20 protein-coding genes are annotated in these 17,549 nt (G+C 68.3%); 5 read left to right on the top strand and 15 right to left on the bottom strand.

Annotation, left to right across the window (positions count from 1 at the left end; all coding sequences use genetic code 11):
- Nucleotide 1 precedes the first annotated feature (1 nt).
- Together OLX02_RS06560 and OLX02_RS06555 are read right to left on the bottom strand one after the other, a co-directional pair.
- Nucleotides 2-1,081, bottom strand: coding sequence for a cysteine desulfurase family protein (locus OLX02_RS06560; protein WP_264421311.1), 1,080 nt, complete (start codon nucleotides 1,079-1,081; stop codon nucleotides 2-4).
- Entirely contained in the window at nucleotides 1,078-2,136 is a 1,059-nt protein-coding gene (locus tag OLX02_RS06555) for a cysteine desulfurase family protein (protein WP_264421310.1), read from the bottom strand. The genes OLX02_RS06560 and OLX02_RS06555 overlap by 4 nt, the downstream gene beginning before the upstream one ends.
- Nucleotides 2,137-2,256: 120 nt before the next feature.
- Here OLX02_RS06555 and OLX02_RS06550 point away from each other — a divergent pair, with 120 nt between their 5' ends.
- Nucleotides 2,257-2,913 (top strand): alpha/beta hydrolase, encoded by a 657-nt coding sequence (locus tag OLX02_RS06550; protein WP_264421309.1) that lies wholly within the window; start codon nucleotides 2,257-2,259, stop codon nucleotides 2,911-2,913.
- Between the two features lie 47 nt (nucleotides 2,914-2,960).
- Here OLX02_RS06550 and OLX02_RS06545 read toward each other — a convergent pair whose 3' ends face one another.
- Entirely contained in the window at nucleotides 2,961-3,158 is a 198-nt protein-coding gene (locus OLX02_RS06545; RefSeq protein ID WP_264421308.1) for a hypothetical protein, read from the bottom strand.
- A gap of 92 nt (nucleotides 3,159-3,250) precedes the next feature.
- Between OLX02_RS06545 and OLX02_RS06540 the strand changes: the two genes are divergently transcribed.
- Nucleotides 3,251-3,664 carry a DUF3597 domain-containing protein gene (locus tag OLX02_RS06540; protein WP_264421306.1) on the top strand — a complete coding sequence of 138 codons (414 nt, stop codon included), beginning with the start codon at nucleotides 3,251-3,253 and terminating at the stop codon, nucleotides 3,662-3,664.
- Nucleotides 3,665-3,726: 62 nt separating this feature from the next.
- A complete protein-coding gene (locus OLX02_RS06535; RefSeq protein WP_264421304.1) occupies nucleotides 3,727-5,607 on the top strand; it encodes a DUF885 domain-containing protein in 1,881 nt (626 codons plus the stop codon).
- Between the two features lie 30 nt (nucleotides 5,608-5,637).
- Here the strand turns inward: OLX02_RS06535 and OLX02_RS06530 are convergent, their stop codons facing one another.
- From OLX02_RS06530 to OLX02_RS06495, 8 genes are all read right to left on the bottom strand, one after another.
- Complete coding sequence (locus tag OLX02_RS06530; protein WP_264421302.1) at nucleotides 5,638-6,081, bottom strand: SRPBCC family protein; 444 nt, start codon at nucleotides 6,079-6,081, stop codon at nucleotides 5,638-5,640.
- Nucleotides 6,082-6,096: 15 nt separating this feature from the next.
- On the bottom strand, nucleotides 6,097-6,747 hold the full coding sequence (locus OLX02_RS06525; RefSeq protein ID WP_264421301.1) for a glutathione S-transferase family protein: 651 nt from the start codon (nucleotides 6,745-6,747) through the stop codon (nucleotides 6,097-6,099).
- 4 nt (nucleotides 6,748-6,751) lie between these two features.
- On the bottom strand, nucleotides 6,752-7,252 hold the full coding sequence (locus OLX02_RS06520; RefSeq protein ID WP_264421300.1) for a VOC family protein: 501 nt from the start codon (nucleotides 7,250-7,252) through the stop codon (nucleotides 6,752-6,754).
- Nucleotides 7,249-7,878 (bottom strand): glutathione S-transferase family protein, encoded by a 630-nt coding sequence (locus tag OLX02_RS06515; RefSeq protein WP_264421298.1) that lies wholly within the window; start codon nucleotides 7,876-7,878, stop codon nucleotides 7,249-7,251. Before OLX02_RS06515 ends, OLX02_RS06520 begins: the two co-directional genes overlap by 4 nt.
- A 2-nt stretch (nucleotides 7,879-7,880) precedes the next feature.
- Nucleotides 7,881-8,672: a VOC family protein gene (locus OLX02_RS06510; protein WP_264421296.1), complete on the bottom strand. Its 792-nt coding sequence runs from the start codon at nucleotides 8,670-8,672 to the stop codon at nucleotides 7,881-7,883.
- A complete protein-coding gene (locus tag OLX02_RS06505; protein WP_264421294.1) occupies nucleotides 8,669-9,034 on the bottom strand; it encodes a DUF1428 domain-containing protein in 366 nt (121 codons plus the stop codon). Before OLX02_RS06505 ends, OLX02_RS06510 begins: the two co-directional genes overlap by 4 nt.
- A 5-nt stretch (nucleotides 9,035-9,039) precedes the next feature.
- Nucleotides 9,040-9,678 (bottom strand): TetR/AcrR family transcriptional regulator, encoded by a 639-nt coding sequence (locus OLX02_RS06500; RefSeq protein ID WP_264421292.1) that lies wholly within the window; start codon nucleotides 9,676-9,678, stop codon nucleotides 9,040-9,042.
- A 106-nt stretch (nucleotides 9,679-9,784) separates the two neighbouring features.
- Nucleotides 9,785-10,435 carry a glutathione S-transferase family protein gene (locus tag OLX02_RS06495; protein ID WP_264421290.1) on the bottom strand — a complete coding sequence of 217 codons (651 nt, stop codon included), beginning with the start codon at nucleotides 10,433-10,435 and terminating at the stop codon, nucleotides 9,785-9,787.
- A 78-nt stretch (nucleotides 10,436-10,513) separates the two neighbouring features.
- On the opposite strand from OLX02_RS06495, the gene cobS reads away from it, so the two are divergent.
- Nucleotides 10,514-11,494 carry a cobaltochelatase subunit CobS gene (gene cobS / locus OLX02_RS06490; RefSeq protein WP_264421288.1) on the top strand — a complete coding sequence of 327 codons (981 nt, stop codon included), beginning with the start codon at nucleotides 10,514-10,516 and terminating at the stop codon, nucleotides 11,492-11,494.
- Nucleotides 11,495-11,547: 53 nt separating this feature from the next.
- Here cobS and OLX02_RS06485 read toward each other — a convergent pair whose 3' ends face one another.
- The 4 genes from OLX02_RS06485 to fmt all read right to left on the bottom strand — a co-directional run bounded on the left by OLX02_RS06485 (nucleotide 11,548) and on the right by fmt (nucleotide 16,891).
- Nucleotides 11,548-13,974, bottom strand: coding sequence for a putative bifunctional diguanylate cyclase/phosphodiesterase (locus OLX02_RS06485; protein WP_264421286.1), 2,427 nt, complete (start codon nucleotides 13,972-13,974; stop codon nucleotides 11,548-11,550).
- A 127-nt stretch (nucleotides 13,975-14,101) separates the two neighbouring features.
- Nucleotides 14,102-15,214 carry a zinc-binding dehydrogenase gene (locus tag OLX02_RS06480; RefSeq protein WP_264421285.1) on the bottom strand — a complete coding sequence of 371 codons (1,113 nt, stop codon included), beginning with the start codon at nucleotides 15,212-15,214 and terminating at the stop codon, nucleotides 14,102-14,104.
- Entirely contained in the window at nucleotides 15,214-15,969 is a 756-nt protein-coding gene (gene truA, locus OLX02_RS06475; RefSeq protein WP_264421283.1) for a tRNA pseudouridine(38-40) synthase TruA, read from the bottom strand. The genes OLX02_RS06480 and truA overlap by 1 nt, the downstream gene beginning before the upstream one ends.
- 16 nt (nucleotides 15,970-15,985) lie before the next feature.
- Nucleotides 15,986-16,891, bottom strand: a complete 906-nt coding sequence (fmt, locus tag OLX02_RS06470; RefSeq protein WP_264421281.1) for a methionyl-tRNA formyltransferase — start codon at nucleotides 16,889-16,891, stop codon at nucleotides 15,986-15,988.
- Nucleotides 16,892-16,943: 52 nt separating this feature from the next.
- On the opposite strand from fmt, the gene recR reads away from it, so the two are divergent.
- Nucleotides 16,944-17,540: a recombination mediator RecR gene (recR, locus tag OLX02_RS06465; protein WP_264421279.1), complete on the top strand. Its 597-nt coding sequence runs from the start codon at nucleotides 16,944-16,946 to the stop codon at nucleotides 17,538-17,540.
- Nucleotides 17,541-17,549: the final 9 nt, after the last annotated feature.

Raw genomic sequence — 17,549 nt, 5'->3', positions numbered from 1 at the left:
GCTAGACTCCCTGCGCCCGCACCGCGGCGTTGATCGCCGCAGCGGCCCGTTCCAGCTCATCTTCCCCGGTATAGCGTCCGAAGCCGATCCGGATCGCGGTTCTGGCATCCCTGTCCGAAAGTCCGAGGGCACGCAAGACATGGCTGGGCCTGCCCGACCCGCTGGCGCAGGCCGAGCCTGCGGAAATCGCCACGGTGCGGCATTCGGACAACAGTCGCGCCACGTCGAGGCCTTCGCGGCGCAGGTTGAGATTGCCGTGCCAGCGCTGCTCCGCGCTGCCGTTCAACGTCCAGTCGGAGAACAGCGCGCGGGCTTTTTGCCACAGCCTTTCCACATGTTGTCCATCGCTTTCCCACCAGGTTTTGCACAGGAGGGCCGCCACGCCGAACCCGGCGCAGAGCGCGGGCGAAAGCGTGCCGGACCGCAGGCCGCCCTCCTGCCCGCCGCCGTGGATCAGCGGCGCGAGTTCGACCCCGTCGCGCACCCACAGCGCGCCGATGCCCTTGGGGCCGTGCAGCTTGTGCGCCGACAGCGCGATCAGATCCGCGCCTTCCGGTGCGGCCAGCTTGCCCGCGCCCTGCACCGCATCGCACAGGAACAGCGCGCCCATCGCCCGCGCGCGCTCCGCCAGCGCGGCGACCGGCTGGACCGTGCCGATCTCGTTGTTGACCTGCATCGCCGCGACCAGCCCGGTGCCTTCGGGGATATCTGCATCCGGCGCGACCAGGCCGGCGCCATCGACCGGCAGGATCACGGTGGCCGGATCGACGAACCGGGCCGTGTCGAGCACGGCTGCGTGTTCGATCGCGGACACCGCCAACCGCTTGCGACCGGAACCGATGATGGCGAGGTTGATCGCTTCGGTCGCGCCCGAGGTGAAAACCACGCGCCCACCCGGCGGCAGCAGCGCAGCGACGGATTCGCGCGCGGCCTCGACCGCCGCCGCCGCCGCGCGGCCGTATCGGTGCGAACTGTGCGGATTGGCGAAGCCCGGTGCGTCCGGCCCCGCCAGCCACGGCAGCATCGCCTCGCGCGCTTCGGGGGCAAGCGGCGTGGTCGCCTGATAATCGAGATAGATCATGCGCGCGCCCCGCCCGCGATTTCACGCCACGCCGCCACGAAACCGGCCACATGGCCCTCCGTCGTCTCGCGGCCCAGGCTGACGCGGATCACCTCGCCAAGCGCGGGGTAGGCCATCGCGGTCAGCACGTGACTGGGCCTGAGGCTGCCCGACGAGCAGGCGCTGCCCGCCGAAACCGCCAGTCCCATGCCGTCGAAACGGATCAGCTGCACCGCCGAAGGCACCCCCGGCATCCGGTAGGCGCCGATCGCGGGAAGGCGCGGCGCTTCGGCGGCCACCACCTCGCCTCCACCTTCAACCACCTGCAATTCCAAGGATTTTCGCAAACCTGAAGTGAACTTGAGCCATTGATTTCCAGCCTCCAGCGCGGCCGCCATGGCCATCGCGCCGGGCAGATTCTCCGTCCCGCCGCGATAGCCTCGCTCTTGCCCGCCGGGCGCATCGAGCAAGGCGAAATCGCGCACCAGCAAGGCGCCGATGCCGATGGGGCCGCCGAACTTGTGCGCCGAAAGCGCGATCAGGTCCGCATCGGGCAGCGCGATCTTGCCCGCGCCTTGCGCCGCATCGCAGAGCAGCACGCCGCCGGCGGAGCGGACCAGCGCGGCCACCTCGTCCAGCGGCTGGATCACCCCCGTCTCGCTGTTGACCTGCTGGACGGCGACAATCGCGGGTCCCTGTTCCAGCGCCGCCGCCAGCGCGGCCAAGTCCACCAGTCCGGCCCCGTCCACCGGCAGCCGCAGCGCGTCCGGACCGGCAGGGCGCAACACCGCGTCATGTTCCACGGCCGAGACGACCAGCCGGCGCAGCTTCGCCCGGCCGATGGCCAGCGCCAGCGCCTCGCTCGCGCCGCTGGTGAACACCACTTCGCCCTGCCAGCCCAGCGCGGCCTTCACCCGCAAGCGCGCATCTTCCAGCGCGGCGCGCGCGGCGCGGCCCGCCTTGTGCGGGCTGGACGGGTTCGCCCAGAGGCGGAATCCTTCGTCCATGGCGGCCCGCGCCTGTGGCAGCAGCGGCGTCGTGGCCGCGTAATCGAGGTAAATGCAGCCTTCGGACAACAGGAAATCCCGCAAACGTTGCTTTCGGAGCACTCGTTTCTATATAGCCCTTGCTTCAATTCCCAGCCCCGGCGGTTTCGCGCCGGCGCGGCGCTCCACCAAGTTTCATCAGGACACACGATGCCCGCAGTCATCTTTCCCGGTCCCGAAGGTCGTCTCGAAGGTCGTTTCCAGCCCGCATCGCGCCCGCGCGCGCCGGTGGCGATGATCCTTCATCCCCACCCGCAGGCGGGCGGCACGATGAACGACCGGATCACCCAGGCGCTTTACAAGACCTTCGTGAACCGCGGTTTCGCGACGCTTCGCTTCAATTTCCGCGGCGTGGGCCGCAGCCAGGGCAGCTTCGACAACGGCATCGGCGAACTGTCCGATGCCGCCGCCGCGCTCGACTGGGTGCAGTCGATCCACCCCGAAGCCAGCACCACCTGGATCGCGGGTTATTCGTTCGGCGCGCTGATCGGAATGCAGCTGCTGATGCGCCGCCCCGAAATCCGCGGCTTCATCTCGGTGGCGCCGCCCGCGAACATGTACGATTTCAGCTTCCTCGCGCCGTGCCCCGCCTCGGGCATCATCGTGCAGGGCAATGCCGATACGGTGGTGACGCCGAACGCGGTGCAGAAGCTGGTCGACAAGCTGCGCACGCAGAAGCACATCACCATCCACCACGACGAAGTGCCGCGCGCGAACCACTTCTTCGAGAACGAGATGGACGAGATGATGCGCTCGGTCGACAACTACCTCGACATGCGCCTCGCGCCGGATTGCCCGATCAAGTGACCTGAAACGCCCGGCCTCACCCGCCGGGCGTTTTCACTTTCGCAGCATCACTTCTGCGCTTCGGCCACCAACGTGCCGCCCTGCGTGGTCGGCAAGGTCCAGATCACCAGGTTCAGGGCCATCACCGCCGCCAGCACCAGCATCAGCGCGGGGCGCTTGCGCTCGCCCTTGCGCCACAGGATCATCGCCCCGCCGATCAGGGCGAGCGATACGAGCATGAGCAGCGAAAGCGCGGTGTCGAGCATGGCGCTGCGTTAGTCCGCGCCTGCCCCGCGATGCAAGCCGGAACCGGTCCGGACTCCCACCGGTTGCCTGTGGACAGCACAGGAGCCGACCGATGAGCATCTTTTCCAAGATCATGGACGCGATTTCTTTCAAGGGCACCCGCCCGACGCAGACCGGGCAGCAGCCGTCACCCGTGCCCGCTGCGGCCGGTGCAGCCCCGCAAGCCGCCCCCGCGCCCCATGTGCCGCCCGCGATCACGGCAACGCCGCTGCAGGACGTGGACGTCGAAGCGCAGCTGGCAGGACTGGCGGACGGCAAGAATCTCAACTGGCGCAGCTCGATCGTCGACCTGATGAAGCTGCTCGGCATCGATTCGAGCCTCGACAACCGCAAGGAACTGGCGCGGGAACTGGGTTACACCGGCGCGCTGGACGGATCGGCGGAGATGAACATCTGGCTGCACAAGGCGACGATGCGCAAGCTGGCCGAGAACGGCGGCAAGGTGCCCGCCAGCATGACCGACTGACCCATTCCCGACGTTTCCACAGGGGTTTGACAGCCGGGGCGCGTGCCGACAGGGTGCGCGCCATGGTTGCACCCGAAACGAACACCCTCACCCGCCGACAGACCCTTGCCGCGCTGGCCGCCGGCACAGCCTCGCTCGCGCTGCCCGGCTGCGCGCGCACGGGGGCGGTTCCATCGGCCCCGGCCCTGTCCCCGGCCATGCCGGTCGGCGCGCCAGGCGATGCCGCAGCCCTGCTCGACAGCCTCGCCTGGGACTTGCTCTCGCATTCGCCCGAGGGCGCGACCAGCTTGGGCGTGGACACCGGCGCGCACTCTGGCCTGCGCAGCCTCCTGACCGACCGTTCGGCCGCGGGCCAGCGCGCCATCGCGGCGGCGGTGCGCGCCGATCTCGCACGGGTCGAGGCCGTGCCGATGGAAAGTCTGGACCATTCCACCCGCACCAGCCTTGCGGTGGTTCGCAGCGCCTATCGCACCGCGCTGGAAGGCTTCGCGCTGCCCTATGGCGATGTCGCCGTCGGCGGCTATCGCAACACGCCCTACGTCGTGATCCAGAACGTGGGCGCCTATCTCGACATTCCGCGCTTCCTCGATTCGGACCACCCGATCGACACGGCGGCCGATGCCGAAGCCTACCTTTCACGCCTTGCCGCCTATCCCGGCGTTCTCGATGGCGAGACCGACCGGCTCAAGGCCACCGCCGCGCAAGGCGTGGTCGCGCCGGCGTTCCTGCTCGACAAGGCGCTGAAGCAGCTTGCCGCCTCGCTGGCCGGTGCGCGCGCTGGCGGCGGGCTGGTCGAATCGATCGAACGCCGCACCAAAGCCAAGGGCATCGCCGGCGACTGGGCGAGCCGCGCACGCGCCATCGCCACGGGGCCAGTGGCCGCCGCGCTGGAACGGCAGGTCGCTGAACTTACCCGCCAGCGCGCCGGCGCCACCAGCGATGCCGGGATGTGGGCGCGCCCTGGCGGCGATGCGTTCTATGCCTGGGCATTGAAGGCCAGCACCACCACCACGCTTTCGCCGGACGAGATCCACCAGATCGGGCTGGACGAACTGAAGGCGCTCCACGCGCGGATGGACCCGATCCTGCGCAGCCTGGGCTACACGCAGGGCACCGTGGGGCAGCGCATGACCGCGCTGGGCAACGATCCGCGCTTCGCCTTCCCCGACAATGACACCGGCCGCGCAGAGATCATGGCCTTCATCCAGAAGCGGCTGGACTACATCCGCGCGCAGATGCCGCGCGCCTTCGGCAAGCTGACGCGCGGCAACGTGGAAGTGCGCCGCCTGCCGCCCGAGGAGGAACCCGGCGCGCCCGGCGCCTATGGCGGTCCCGGCTCGATCGACGGCAAGATTCCGGGCCGAATGTGGATCAACCTTGGCACCACCAAGCTGCACAACAAGTTCAGCCTGCCCACGCTGGTCCATCACGAAGCGATCCCCGGCCACGTGTGGCAGGGCGAATATGCGCAGACGCTGCCGCTGATCCGCTCGGCGCTGGCCTTCAACGCCTATTCCGAAGGCTGGGCGCTCTATGCGGAAACGCTGGGCGACGAGCTGGGCGCCTACGAAGGCGATCCGGTCGGGCAGCTCGGCTATCTCCAGTCGATCGCATTCCGGGCCTGCCGGCTGGTAGTGGACACGGGCCTCCACGCCAAGCGCTGGACCCGCGAGCAGGCGATCAAGTGGTTCGCCGAGACCAACGGCTCGGGCCTCGACGAAGTATCGAGCGAAGTGGACCGCTATTGCAGCTGGCCGGGGCAGGCCTGCGGCTACAAGATCGGCCACACCGAGATCCTGCGCCAGCGCGCCCGCGCGCAGGCCGAACTGGGCGCGCGCTACGACTTGCGCGCCTTCGACGACGCGGTGGTGGGCGGCGGCAACGTGCCGCTCGATGTGCTGGCCAGCAACGTGGGCGAATATATCCGGACGGCGAAGGGTTGAGGCAGAGCGCCTGGGATCAGGCTCCCGCGGTCAAAGGGGCGCCTCGCACAGCGTCTGCAACTGGTCGGCGCAGGCATTCCAGCCCGCCTCGAAGCCCATCTCGGCGTGGCGCTTCATGTCGTCCTCGGTCCAGTGGCGCGCGCTGGCGGTGTAGCGCGTGCCCTCACCCTCGGGCGCGATTTCCCACACGCCGATCATGAACGGCCCGGCTGGCTGGAAATCGGCGGTCACGGCATCGGTGGAAATGAAGCGGCGCCCTTCATCCCAGGCGAGGAATATCCCCTCGTGCGGGGCGACCTCGCCGTCGGGGCCATACATCGTGATGGAACTGCGCCCACCGGGCCGGCGCTCCTGCGCCACCACTTCGGCGCGCCACGGCCGGGGGCACCACCATTCCGCCTGGCGGTTGGTGAGCACGTCCCACACTTTCGCGGGCGGCGCGGCGATATGCCGGGTGATCGAAAGCTGGTGCATGGGATCGGTCCTCCGTCAGTCCCGGTCAGGCGCGCCCGGCGGGAAGAAGGCGCGCCATGGCCGCGCCTCGTCGATGCAATGCGCCACCGCCGGCAGCGCCAGCAGATGCGCGCGGAAGGCGGCAAGGCGCGGGAAGGCTTCGCCGATGGGCCGCACCCAGTCGGCATAGAACAACGAAGGCGCCGCCGCACATTCGATGAGCGAGATCGCGCCGTCGCTGCGATAGCCCGCCAGCCAGTCCTCCAGCCAGCGATAGGCGCGATCGAGCTGCGCCAGCGCCTCGTCGATCCGCACCTGGTCCGGCGCCTTGGGCGCGCGCAGGTATTCGCCCACCACCGCCTGGAGCGGCGCCATCACGTAGTTGTCGAACACGCGGTCGATCATCCGCACCCGCGCCGCTTCCACCGGATCATCGGGCAGCAGCGGCGCCGGGCCGCGATGGTGCAGCCACACGTGCTCGATGATCGAGGTCGCCTCGAATACATGCGTCTCGTCGTCGATCAGCAGCGGGAACTTGCCCAGCGGCGATGCCGCCGCCACCCGCGCGGTGTTTTCGGGATGCTCCGGCCCGACCATGCGGAACGCGAAAGGCGTCTCGTTCACGCGCAGCGCGATCACGGCCTTCCACGTGTAGGAAGAGAAAGGATGTCCGTAGAGTTCCAGCATCGCATTACCTCGCCCGCGCAGACTCGATCGTGGCGATGTCGATCTTGCGCATTGTCATCATACTCTCGAACACGCGCTTGCGCACGGCCGGATCGGGATCCGCCATGCCCTCGGTCAGCGCGCGCGGGGTGATCTGCCAGGAAAGGCCCCACTTGTCCTTGCACCAGCCGCAGGCGCTTTCCTGCCCGCCGTTGCCCACGATGGCGTTCCAGTAGCGGTCGGTTTCCTCCTGCGAATCGGTGGCGACCTGGATCGAGAATGCCTCGGTATGGGTGAAATGCGGGCCGCCGTTGAGGCCGAAACAGGGCAGGCCCAGCACGGTGAACTCCACCGTCAGCACATCGCCTTCGCGCCCATCGGGATAATCGGACGGAGCGCGGTGAACCGCGCTCACCCAGCTGTCGGGAAAGGTGGCGGCATAGAAGGTGGCGGCGGCTTCCGCGCCGCCCTCCACCGCGCGGTCATACCACAGGCACAGCGTGGCAGCGGGTGCGGGCGCGGTCATTGCTGCATCTCCGCGATCAGCTTGCCGTCGATGGCCTTGGCCGCCTGATAGGCGGGGCGCGCACGCAGCCGCTCGGCATAGGCCGAAAATTCAGGCCTTTCGGGCAGGCTCTGGAACATCAGCCCCCAATCGACCTGCGAGCCGACATAGACGTCCGCCATGGTGAAGCGATCACCGCAGACAAAGGCGTGGGTCGCGAAATGCCCCGCGAGCGCATCGACCATGCGGTTGTAGCTGCCATAGCCTGCCATGCCCTGCTGCTGCGGCGTCTGCGGCTCGAAGCCCATGCTCCGCGCGGTCACCGCCTGCTCCACCGGACCGGCCGCGAAGAACGACCAGCGCAGGTAATCCGCCAGTTCCTCCGCGCGCGGGGAAAGCCCGGCACCGGGCAGAACTTCGGCCAGATAGAGGCAGATCGCCGCAGCCTCGGTCACCACGCGGTCGCCGCCGGGGGCATGGTGGATCACCGTCGGCACCTTGCCCATCGGGTTGGCCGCGATCAGCGCTTCGGGCTTGGGGCCCCAGCCGCACAGCACCTGTTCGTAGTCCGCGCCCGCTTCGTGCAGCGCCCAGCGCGCGATCTGCCCGCGCGACATCGGATTGGTGAAGAAGGTAAACTCGGCCACGGTTACTCTCCCTTCGGTCCTACCACACCAAACGCAGCACCCTGCGGATCTGTGCCCACGACGATCCATTCGCCGCCCGGAACCTCGTGCGGGCCCATCAGCACGGTGCCGCCCGACTGCTCGATGGCCGCTTTCGCCGCCGTGGCCGAAGGCACGCCGAAATAGGTCAGCCACGAAGGCGGCCGGGCCGGATCCATGACCGGCATGATCGCGCCCAGCACCTGGTCGCCAAAATCGATGAAGGCATAATCGCCCGCATCGCCCATCGGCATGGCGTTGTTGAAGGCGAAGCCGAAGTGCTTGGCGTAGAACGTCTTGGCACCGACAGGATCGCTGGTCGCCAGTTCGTTCCAGCGCGCGTGCTGCACGCCGTCGGCCTTCCAGGCGTGGCTCTCGCCGTCGGGACTGCCAGCGGGCGGCACCGGCTTCATCAGGTAGAACGGCGCGCCCTGAGGATCGGTGACCAGGGCGAAGCTGCCTTCCGGAATGTCCGTGCGCGGCATCAGCGCCTTGGCACCGTCCGCCGTGATCGCGGCAAGGCCGGCGTCGATGTCCTCCACCGCGAGATAAGGCAACCAGGCGGGCCGAGCGCCCCCGGCCTGCATCTCTGCGGTCAGCGGCAGCAGGCCGCCGACGGCCTTGCCGTCGCTGCGCGCGATCATCCTGTAGTCCACCGGCGAAGCCGGATCGGAGGCGGCAACCGTCCATCCGATTACCTTGCCATAAAACGCCGCCGCGCCGTCGGCGTCGGTGGTCATCAGTTCGTACCAGACGAAGGGAACCTGCGCGCTCATGCCTTGTCTCCCAGATCGAAAAGCGTGGCGAACCCGCCGTAGATCATGCGGGCGCCGTCGAACGGCATGTCCATCGGCTCGGCGGCTTCGGCCATGGCCTTGTTGATCGCGGCGTGGGCGGTATCGCGAACCTGCTTGTCGGGCCATTCGGTCCAGCTGAACACCACCGTCTCATCGGCGTTCGCCTCGGTCGCGCGGTGGAAATCTGTGCGCTTGCCATGGGGCACGTCGTCGCCCCAGCCTTCGACGGCGCGCAATGCGCCATGGGCAATCATCATGCCGTCGAACTTGCGCGCGGCGGCTTCGTATTTCTCGCGATTGGCGGTGGGCACCGCCAGGACGAATCCGTCGATGTAGGTCATGGCGCTTACTCCTCTTGCGCATCCCTCCCGAACAACAGGACGAAGTAGCGGCGCAGGTGCGCGAGTTGCTCGCGCGCCAGATCGGCCGCGCCGCTTTCCGGCTGGGTCTTGGCCAGCACGAAGGCTCCCTGGATCACCGCCTGCACATGACGGGCAAGGCTGGCGCCGGTGGTGCCCTCAATTCCGCATTGCCGGACCGCGGCATCGAGATCGGCCTCCAGCGCGCGGGCATTGCCCATGATGCTGCTCTCGGCCGCCACGCGAATCGCGGCGCTGGAGCGGAACGCTTCCTGCACCAGCGTTCCCGCCACGCAGCTGAAGCTTTCCGCCGGCCCGCCGATCAGCGCGATGCGCAGGTCGATATAGCCCAGCACCCGGTCCACGGGATCGGGCAGGTGGTGGAACGGCGCTTCGGCAAAGAAGGCCCCTGTGCTGGCGGACCAGTATTCCGCCGCCGCCACGCCCAGCGCCTCCTTCGAGGCGAAATGATGGAAGAAGGCGCCTTTGGTCACCCCCGCCTCGCCGCACAGCTGTTCGACCGATGTGCCGGCGAAGCCCTGCCGGCGCACCAGCTTCACTGCCGCTTCCAGCAGCTTGTCACGGGCCGTCACCGGTGCGGGGCGAAAGGCGCGATTCGGGATCACGTCATTATCATACCAACCGGTCGGTATGCGACAAGCGCGCGTGCGGCAGGGCGGGCAGGCGGAAAGACGGGCAGGCGGGGCGACGGATGGCCGCCCCGCCCTTGTGTTACGCCAGCGCCATGATCTTCGCCGCGAACACGTCTTCCTGCGCGGCAATCGCCTGCCACGCCGGGCGCGCCGCCACGCGGTCATACCATGCCGCCGTTTTCGGCCGCGCCGCGGCATCGACGCCAAGGTTCACGTAGGCCAGCGTGCGGAAGGTCGAGGCCACGGCGATGTCGGCCAGGCTGAACGTCTCGCCCAGCAGCCACCCGCTTTCCGGCACCGCGCTCTCGAGCCAGTCGGTCCAGCGCGGCAGTTCCGCCTCGCCCTGCTTCGCCACCGCTTCGTCGCCGCCCACTTTCAGCAGCTTCGGCCCGACCAGCCGGTTGAACAGCACTTTCAGCCCCGCGCCACCCAGAACGGTGTCGGCGAACTCGTCATAGAACACCGCCTTGCCGCGCGCCTGCGGATCGGCAGGCAGCAGCTGCGGCTCGGGATACTTGGCATCGAGGTAGAGCGCGATCGCGGTCGAATCGGCCAGAGTGAAGCCGTCGTCGTCGATCGCCGGGATCTTGGCGAGCGGGCTGGCGGCGAGAAAACCGGGATCGGCGCTACCCGGTCCGCCGCGCGCCATCTCGAACGCGATGCCCTTTTCCGTAGCGACAACTGCGACTTTGCGCACGAACGGCGAAATCAGGGCGCCATAAATCTTCATCAAAATCTCCTCCCCAGAACAAAAACCTCTCCCAAAGATTATTGCAGCCTCTTGCGCGCGCGTATAGGCGGACAGGCGATGAGCGAGATTCCGAACAGCCACGCGACGACCCTGCTCGCCGCCCCCGACACCGAGATCGACGTCCGCGAGACGTTCGGGATCGATATCGACATGAAGGTTCCGGCCTTCTCGGTCGCGGACGAGCGCGTGCCCGACCGCGACGGCAGCTACGTGTTCGATCCGGACACCACGCTCGCGATCCTGGCCGGCTTCGCCTACAACCGCCGCGTGATGGTCCAGGGCTATCACGGCACGGGCAAGTCCACGCACATCGAGCAGGTCGCCGCCCGCCTCAACTGGCCGTGCATCCGCATCAACCTCGACGCGCACATCAGCCGCATCGACCTGATCGGCCGCGACGCGATCGTGCTGCGCGACGGGCTTCAGGTGACCGAATTCCGCGAAGGCCTGCTGCCGTGGGCGCTCCAGACGCCGACGGCCCTGGTGTTCGACGAATATGACGCGGGCCGCCCGGACGTGATGTTCGTGATCCAGCGCGTGCTGGAAACCGAAGGCAAGCTGACGCTGCTCGACCAGAACCGCGTGATCCGCCCGAACCCCTGGTTCCGCCTGTTCGCCACGGCCAACACCGTGGGCCTTGGCGATACCTCGGGTCTCTATCACGGCACGCAGGCGATCAACCAGGGCCAGATGGACCGCTGGAACATCGTCGTCGCGCTCAACTACCTGCCCGCCGAGACCGAGATCGACGTCGTCACCAAGAAGGTGCCGGGCCTCGATCCGCAGATCATCGCCAACATGGTCCGCGTGGCCGACCTGACCCGCAAGGGCTTCATGGGCGGCGACATCTCCACGGTGATGAGCCCTCGCACGGTGATCAGCTGGGCGCAGAACACCGGCATCTTCAACGATGTCGGCTTCGCCTTCCGCCTCTCGTTCCTGAACAAGTGCGACGAGACGGAACGCGTGCTGGTGGCCGAATATTTCCAGCGCGTGTTCGGCAAGGACCTTCCCGAAAGCGTCGTCGGCAAGAACTGAGCGGACGGGGGCCAGCGCCCCCGTTCAGCAGCCCCCGCGCATCGGCGCCCTTTTCAGCACGCCACACAATCGCCGCAGTCCAGCCGCATTGCGGCAGACCCGCCCTGTGCCAGCAGTGCGCCGGTGGGGCATGGACGCAGTCCGCGCCGGTGCAGTTCGGGCGTCGGCGCTGGCGGCAAGGCGACGGGGTCTTTCACCCCCAGACGCGTGATCGGCAGTTGCTCGGGCGGCAGCGCCTTGCTGAACAGATATCCCTGCACCTGCTCGCAGCCCCGCGCCCGCAGCCGCGCAAGCTGCTCCTCGTCCTCTACCCCTTCGGCAATGGTCTGCATGTTCAGCCGCGCCGCCAGCCCCAGCACCGCTTCGACAATGGCACCGCTGTCATCGCTGCTCGCAATGTCCGTCACGAAGCAGCGATCGATCTTGATTTTGTCGAACGGGAAGCTGCGCAGATAGTTCAGCGAGGAATAGCCCGTCCCGAAATCGTCGAGCGCGATCCGCACCCCCAGCGCGCGCAGGCGGTGAAGAAGCCGCAGGTGGACCTGTGAATCCTCCATCAGCATCGTTTCGGTGATTTCGAGTTCCAGCCGGCACGGATCGAAGCCGGTGGACGAAAGCGCCACCACCTGCCGCAGCAGTTCGCCGCCGCGCATCTGCGCTGCCGAGACGTTGACCGCCACGGTCAGGTGCTCCGGCCAGGTCGAAGCCTCGGCCAGCGCCTCGCGCAGCACCCATTCGCCGATCTGGAGGATCAGCCCGCTTTCCTCGGCGACGGGAATGAACCGGCCCGGCTCGATCATTCCGCGCGTCGGGTGGTTCCAGCGCAGCAACGCCTCGAACCCCGCGATCTCGTCGGTATCGAGCCGGTGCAGCGGCTGATAGTGGAGCGTGAACTGCCCCGCCGCCAGCGCGCCGCGCATGTCAATCTCCAGCGCGCGCCGCTCGAACAGCTCCTCCTTCATGCCCGCGTTGTAGAGCGAGGCCTGGCCCCGGCCCTGCGCCTTGGCATCATAGAGCGCCATGTCGGCCGCGCGCAGCAGGCCTTCGCCTTCGCCTGCATGGTCCGGCGCCATGGCCACGCCGATGCTCGCGCCCACTTGCAGGATGCGGCCGTCGGCCTCCATCGGCAGCCCGATGTCGCGCACGATGGCCTGTGCCAGTTCCATCACCGCCGCGGGCGAACGCGGCCGCCGCAGCAGCACCGCGAACTCGTCTCCGCCCAGCCGCGCCACCAGATCGCGCGCCGAAACCCGCTGCGACAGGCGCGATGCGGCCTCGGCCAGCACGCGGTCGCCCGTGGCATGGCCCATGCTGTCGTTGATGAGCTTGAAATTGTCGAGATCGACGAACAGCAGCGCCGCCTGCCCGCCGCGGGGTGCGGCGGCAAGGTGCTGGTCCAGCCGCGCCTGGAACTCGGCGCGATTGGCAAGGCGGGTCAAGGGATCGTGATGCGCCAGATAAAGGACCTTGTTCTCCGCCAGATAGCGGTCGGTCACGTCGCGCACGAACCCGCGAAAGCCCCGGTGCTGTCCATCGCGCGCGAAGACCGGGCACCCGGAAATCGACCACCAGCGCATCTCGCCCGCCACCGCGATGCCCACCGGCATGTCGCGGAACGGCTTCATCCGGCGCGCCGCGCGGCGCAGCGCATCGAGCTGCGGCCCGGCCTCGAACAGCGCGGTCAGCTTCAGCCCCTCCAGCTCGGCCGCACTCTTGCCGGTCGAACGACAGAGCCGCTCCGAAGGCTTGAGAATGAACCCTTGCGCGTCGGTCTCGACCAGCCAGTCGCTGCCGTGCTCGTCATACTGGTTGAGCAGGAGCTGAATCGTCTCGTTGGCGTCCTGCAGCTTGCGCGTGCGCAGCCGCCGCGTGGAAAACAGATAGTTGAGATTGAACATGCGCATATGCACGGTCATCAGCTGCAGCAGCGAGACGAGCAGAACCAGCGTCATGCCCGTTTCCGGCCGCAGCGACAGCGGCACCGCCAACGCAATGCAGGAGATCCAGCCAGAGGCCGTGCCGACCACCGGCACAGTGTACTGCGCGAAAGAATCCATGGAATTGGACAGCGCGATCAGCATGATCAGCGGGATCAGCCGGTCCGGCGCCACGCTCGTGACCAGCACCGCGCCAAGGCTGCCCATCAACAGCGCGCGCAGGACCAGATAGCCGCCCCACAGCCGCAGCATCTGCTGCGGCGAAACGCCGTTGGCCCGCGCCCGGTGCAGCCCGCTCAGGCCGCCGATCAACAGCAAGGCGCAAAGCGGAATCGCAAGGGCAAGAACCGGATAGGACGGCGCGGCGATCAGGAACAGCAGCGCGCAGCGTCCGGCTTCGAACCGACCCGCGGGCGCGGCATGGAGCTGGTCCAGCCGGCACCCGTCGAACCAGTCGCGATCCTGCTCGCCAACTTCGTGCGCGATCAACCGCCTCATCGTGAGCGGATGGCCCAGCACCGCCTGGCGCAACTTGCCCAACACCTGACCCCCTTCCCCGTCTCGAGCGATGGGGCCCACCGCAGCGGGTCGGCCCCATGACCCGGTCTAGGTCCGGATGATTAGGAGGTCCTTGTATGCGGCTCTGTGGAATCCCTTAGGCCGCGCCCCTTCAGTTGGGCAGGATCAGGTACTTCTCGCCCGTGCGCCGCGCGTTGTAGTCCAGCGCCGCCTCGCGCGTCAGCGCCTGCTGCAACGAAACCCGCGCCTTGTACTTGCTGGCGAACGTCGTCTTGAGCCCGTCGCGCACGCGCTGGCGCAGACGTTCGACGTTCTGCTCGCCGATCTTCTGCAGGAAAGGCATCAGGAGGAAGCCGTTGACCCCCCACGAGAACCCGAAATTGCGCGTCAGCACCGTCGGCGAAAGATCGAGCGCGCCGTAGATATAGGCCTGCTTCGGGCTGTTCGAGCCATAGCGGCTGAAGGCTGCGCCCTGATTCGCCACCTGTTCCATCGCGGTCAGGATCTGGCTGACCAGCTTGCCGCCACCGATCGCGTCGAACGCCATCGTCGCCCCCGTCGCGGTCAGCGCAGCGGCCAGATCGTCGAGGAAAGTGGGCGCCGACGAATCGACGATGTGTTCCGCACCGATTTCCTTCAGGATCGCCACCTGCGCCGGGCTGCGCACGATGTTCACCAGCGGCACGTTGTCTTCCTGGCAGATGCGCACAAGCATCTGACCAAGGTTCGACGCGGCGGCGGTGTGGACCAGGCCGGTATGCCCCTCGCGCTTCATGCATTCGACAAAGCTGAGCGCCGTCAGCGGGTTGACGAAGGCCGAGGCCCCTTCCTCCGCACTCGTGCCGTCGTTCAGCACCATGCATTCGCGCGCATCGACCACACGGTATTGCGCATACATCCCGCCGGGAATGCAGGTCACGACCTTGCCCAGCAGCGCTTGCGCTTCGGGCGCATCGCCCGCCGCGATCACCGTGCCTGCGCCTTCGTTGCCCACCGGCATCGCCATGCCCCAGCGCGCCTTCATCGCCCGCAGGCCCGGCTCGGGCATCTGCGCCACGATCTTGCCGTCCGAATATTCGGCGTTCTCGACGTCGGCCGGGCCGAACAGCAGGCCAAGGTCCGAAGGATTGATCGGCGCCGCTTCCACGCGGATCAGCACTTCGTGCCCGGTCGGATCGGGCAAGGTCTGCTCGACGAGTTCGACAGTCAGCTTGCCGGTCTCTTCCAGCGTCGACAACAGTTGCAGCCCGCGCACCTGTGACATCATGATTCTCCCGGATAGATCGCTTTTACGAAGTATAGCCCTTCGGGTGGCGCATTCAGTCCCAGTTTGCAACGGTTCCGCGCAGCCAGCGCCGCGCCCATGTCCGCCACCGCCCACAATCCCTGCCCCACCAGCGCGAGGCACCCCACCATCGAGCGCACCTGGTGGTGCAGGAAACTGCGCGCCGCCGCCTCGACGATCACGTGGTCGCCCTCGCGCCGCACGTCCAGCCGGTCGAGCGTCTTGACCGGGCTGGCCGACTGGCAATGCGCCGAACGAAACGTCGTGAAATCGTGGTGCCCGACCAGCGCCTGCGCCGCCTCGTGCATCGCGCCCTCGTCCAGGGGTCGCCCGATCCGCCAAGCCCGCCCCGCTTCCAGCGTCAGCGGTGCGCGGCGGTTGGCGATGCGGTATTCATAGGCGCGGCCCACGCAGGAAAACCGCGCGTGCCAGTCTGCCGCGACCACGCAGGCATCCAGCACCGCGATCGGCGCCCGCGCCAGCCGCAGCCGGGCGTTGAGCGCCTCGGACAGGCGGAAGGGATCGATGTCCTTCGTGCTGTCGAAATGCACGCGCATCGCCAGCGCATGGACGCCGGTGTCGGTGCGGCCGGAGGCGAACACCGTCACCGGGTGACCCACGACCGTTTCGGCCGCCTCTTCCACCGCCTGCTGCACGCTGGGTCCATGCGACTGCCGCTGGAAGCCCATGAACGGCGTGCCGTCCCATTCGAGCGTAAGCGCGAACCGGGTCATCGTGCACGTCCCGCCATCAGCCCAGCACCGTGCCGGCCGGTATCGCCCGTCCCCGCAGCAGCGCCGCCGTGTCCATCGCCGGACGCCCGGCGCGCTGCACGATCGTCGGCCGCAAGGCGCCCTCGCTGCAAGCGATGGTCAGCGCATCATCCAGCACGGCGCCCGGCGTGCCCGCTCCATCCACCACCACCGCTGCCAGTACGCGGTAACGCTCGCCTTCCAGCTCGAAGAACGCGCCCGGTGCCGGCGCGAAAGCGCGCACCTGCCGCTCCGCGTCCACCGCGCTCCGGGTGAAGTCCAGCCGGCTTTCCACCTTGTCGATCTTGTGGGCGTAAGTCACGCCCTCCTCCGGCTGCACCACCGGCGGATGCGCGGGAAGGTTCGCCAGCACCTCCACCATCAGCGCCGCGCCCTTGGCCGCCAGTTCGGCGGTCAGGTCGCCGGCGGTCTTGCCGTCCACCGGGGTTTCCACCTTGGCCAGCATCGGCCCGGTATCCAGCCCGCGCTCCATCTGCATGATCGCCACACCGGTCGCCGCGTCCCCCGCCAGGATCGCACGCTGCACCGGCGCCGCCCCGCGCCAGCGCGGCAGGATCGAGCCATGGACGTTGAGGCAGCCCAACCGGGGCGCATCCAGCACCGCTTGCGGCAGGATCAGGCCATAGGCGGCGACCACCGCCACGTCCGCCTCCAGCGCCGCGAAGGCCGCCTGTTCCTCCGCGCCTTTCAGCGAAACCGGGGTGCGCACTTCGATCCCGTGCGCTTCCGCCGCCAGATGCACGGGTGAGGGTTGCAGCTTCTTGCCGCGCCCCGCCGGACGCGGCGGCTGGCTATAGGCCGCGACGACCTCGTGCCCGGCGGCGACCAGCGCCTGAAGCGTCGGCACCGCGAAATCCGGGGTTCCCATGAAGACGATGCGCATGGCGGGTCCAAAAAGCCTTTCGTTTATCGCCGCCGGCCCTATCTGTGCCGCCATGGCATCGCAAGAGATCGAGGCGCTGGCCGGCGCCCTCGCCCGCCTTCCCGGCCTTGGCCCGCGTTCGGCTCGCCGCGCGGTGCTGTGGCTGATCAAGCGGCGCGAGACCGCGCTCGCCCAGCTGGTCGAGGCGCTGGCCACCGTGCGCGACCGGCTGGTCGAATGCGACACCTGCGGCAATGTCGATACCACCAACCCCTGCGGCATCTGCGCCGACCCGCGCCGCGATGCCCGCGCGATCTGCGTGGTGGAGGAAGTCGCCGACCTCTGGGCGCTCGACCGCGCGCGGCTGTTCACCGGCACCTACCACGTGCTGGGCGGCCGCTTGTCCGCGCTCGAAGGCGTGCGCCCCGAAGACCTCACCATCGCCGGCCTGCTCGGCCGCGTGGCGCAGGGCGGGATCGACGAGGTCGTGCTGGCGATGAACGCCACGCTCGAAGGCCAGACCACCGCGCACTACATCGCCGAACGGCTGGAACAGTATCCGGTGCGCGTCACCCAGCTTGCCCACGGGTTGCCGGTGGGCGGCGAACTCGACTACCTGGATGAAGGCACACTGGCGCAGGCGCTGCGCGCGCGCCGCCCGATCGGCTGACGGGACCGA

This window comes from Novosphingobium sp. KCTC 2891, assembly GCF_025938155.1.
Lineage (GTDB): Bacteria > Pseudomonadota > Alphaproteobacteria > Sphingomonadales > Sphingomonadaceae > Novosphingobium.
Note: the sequence above shows the minus strand (reverse complement) of the source record. Positions and strands in the feature narration are given on the sequence as shown.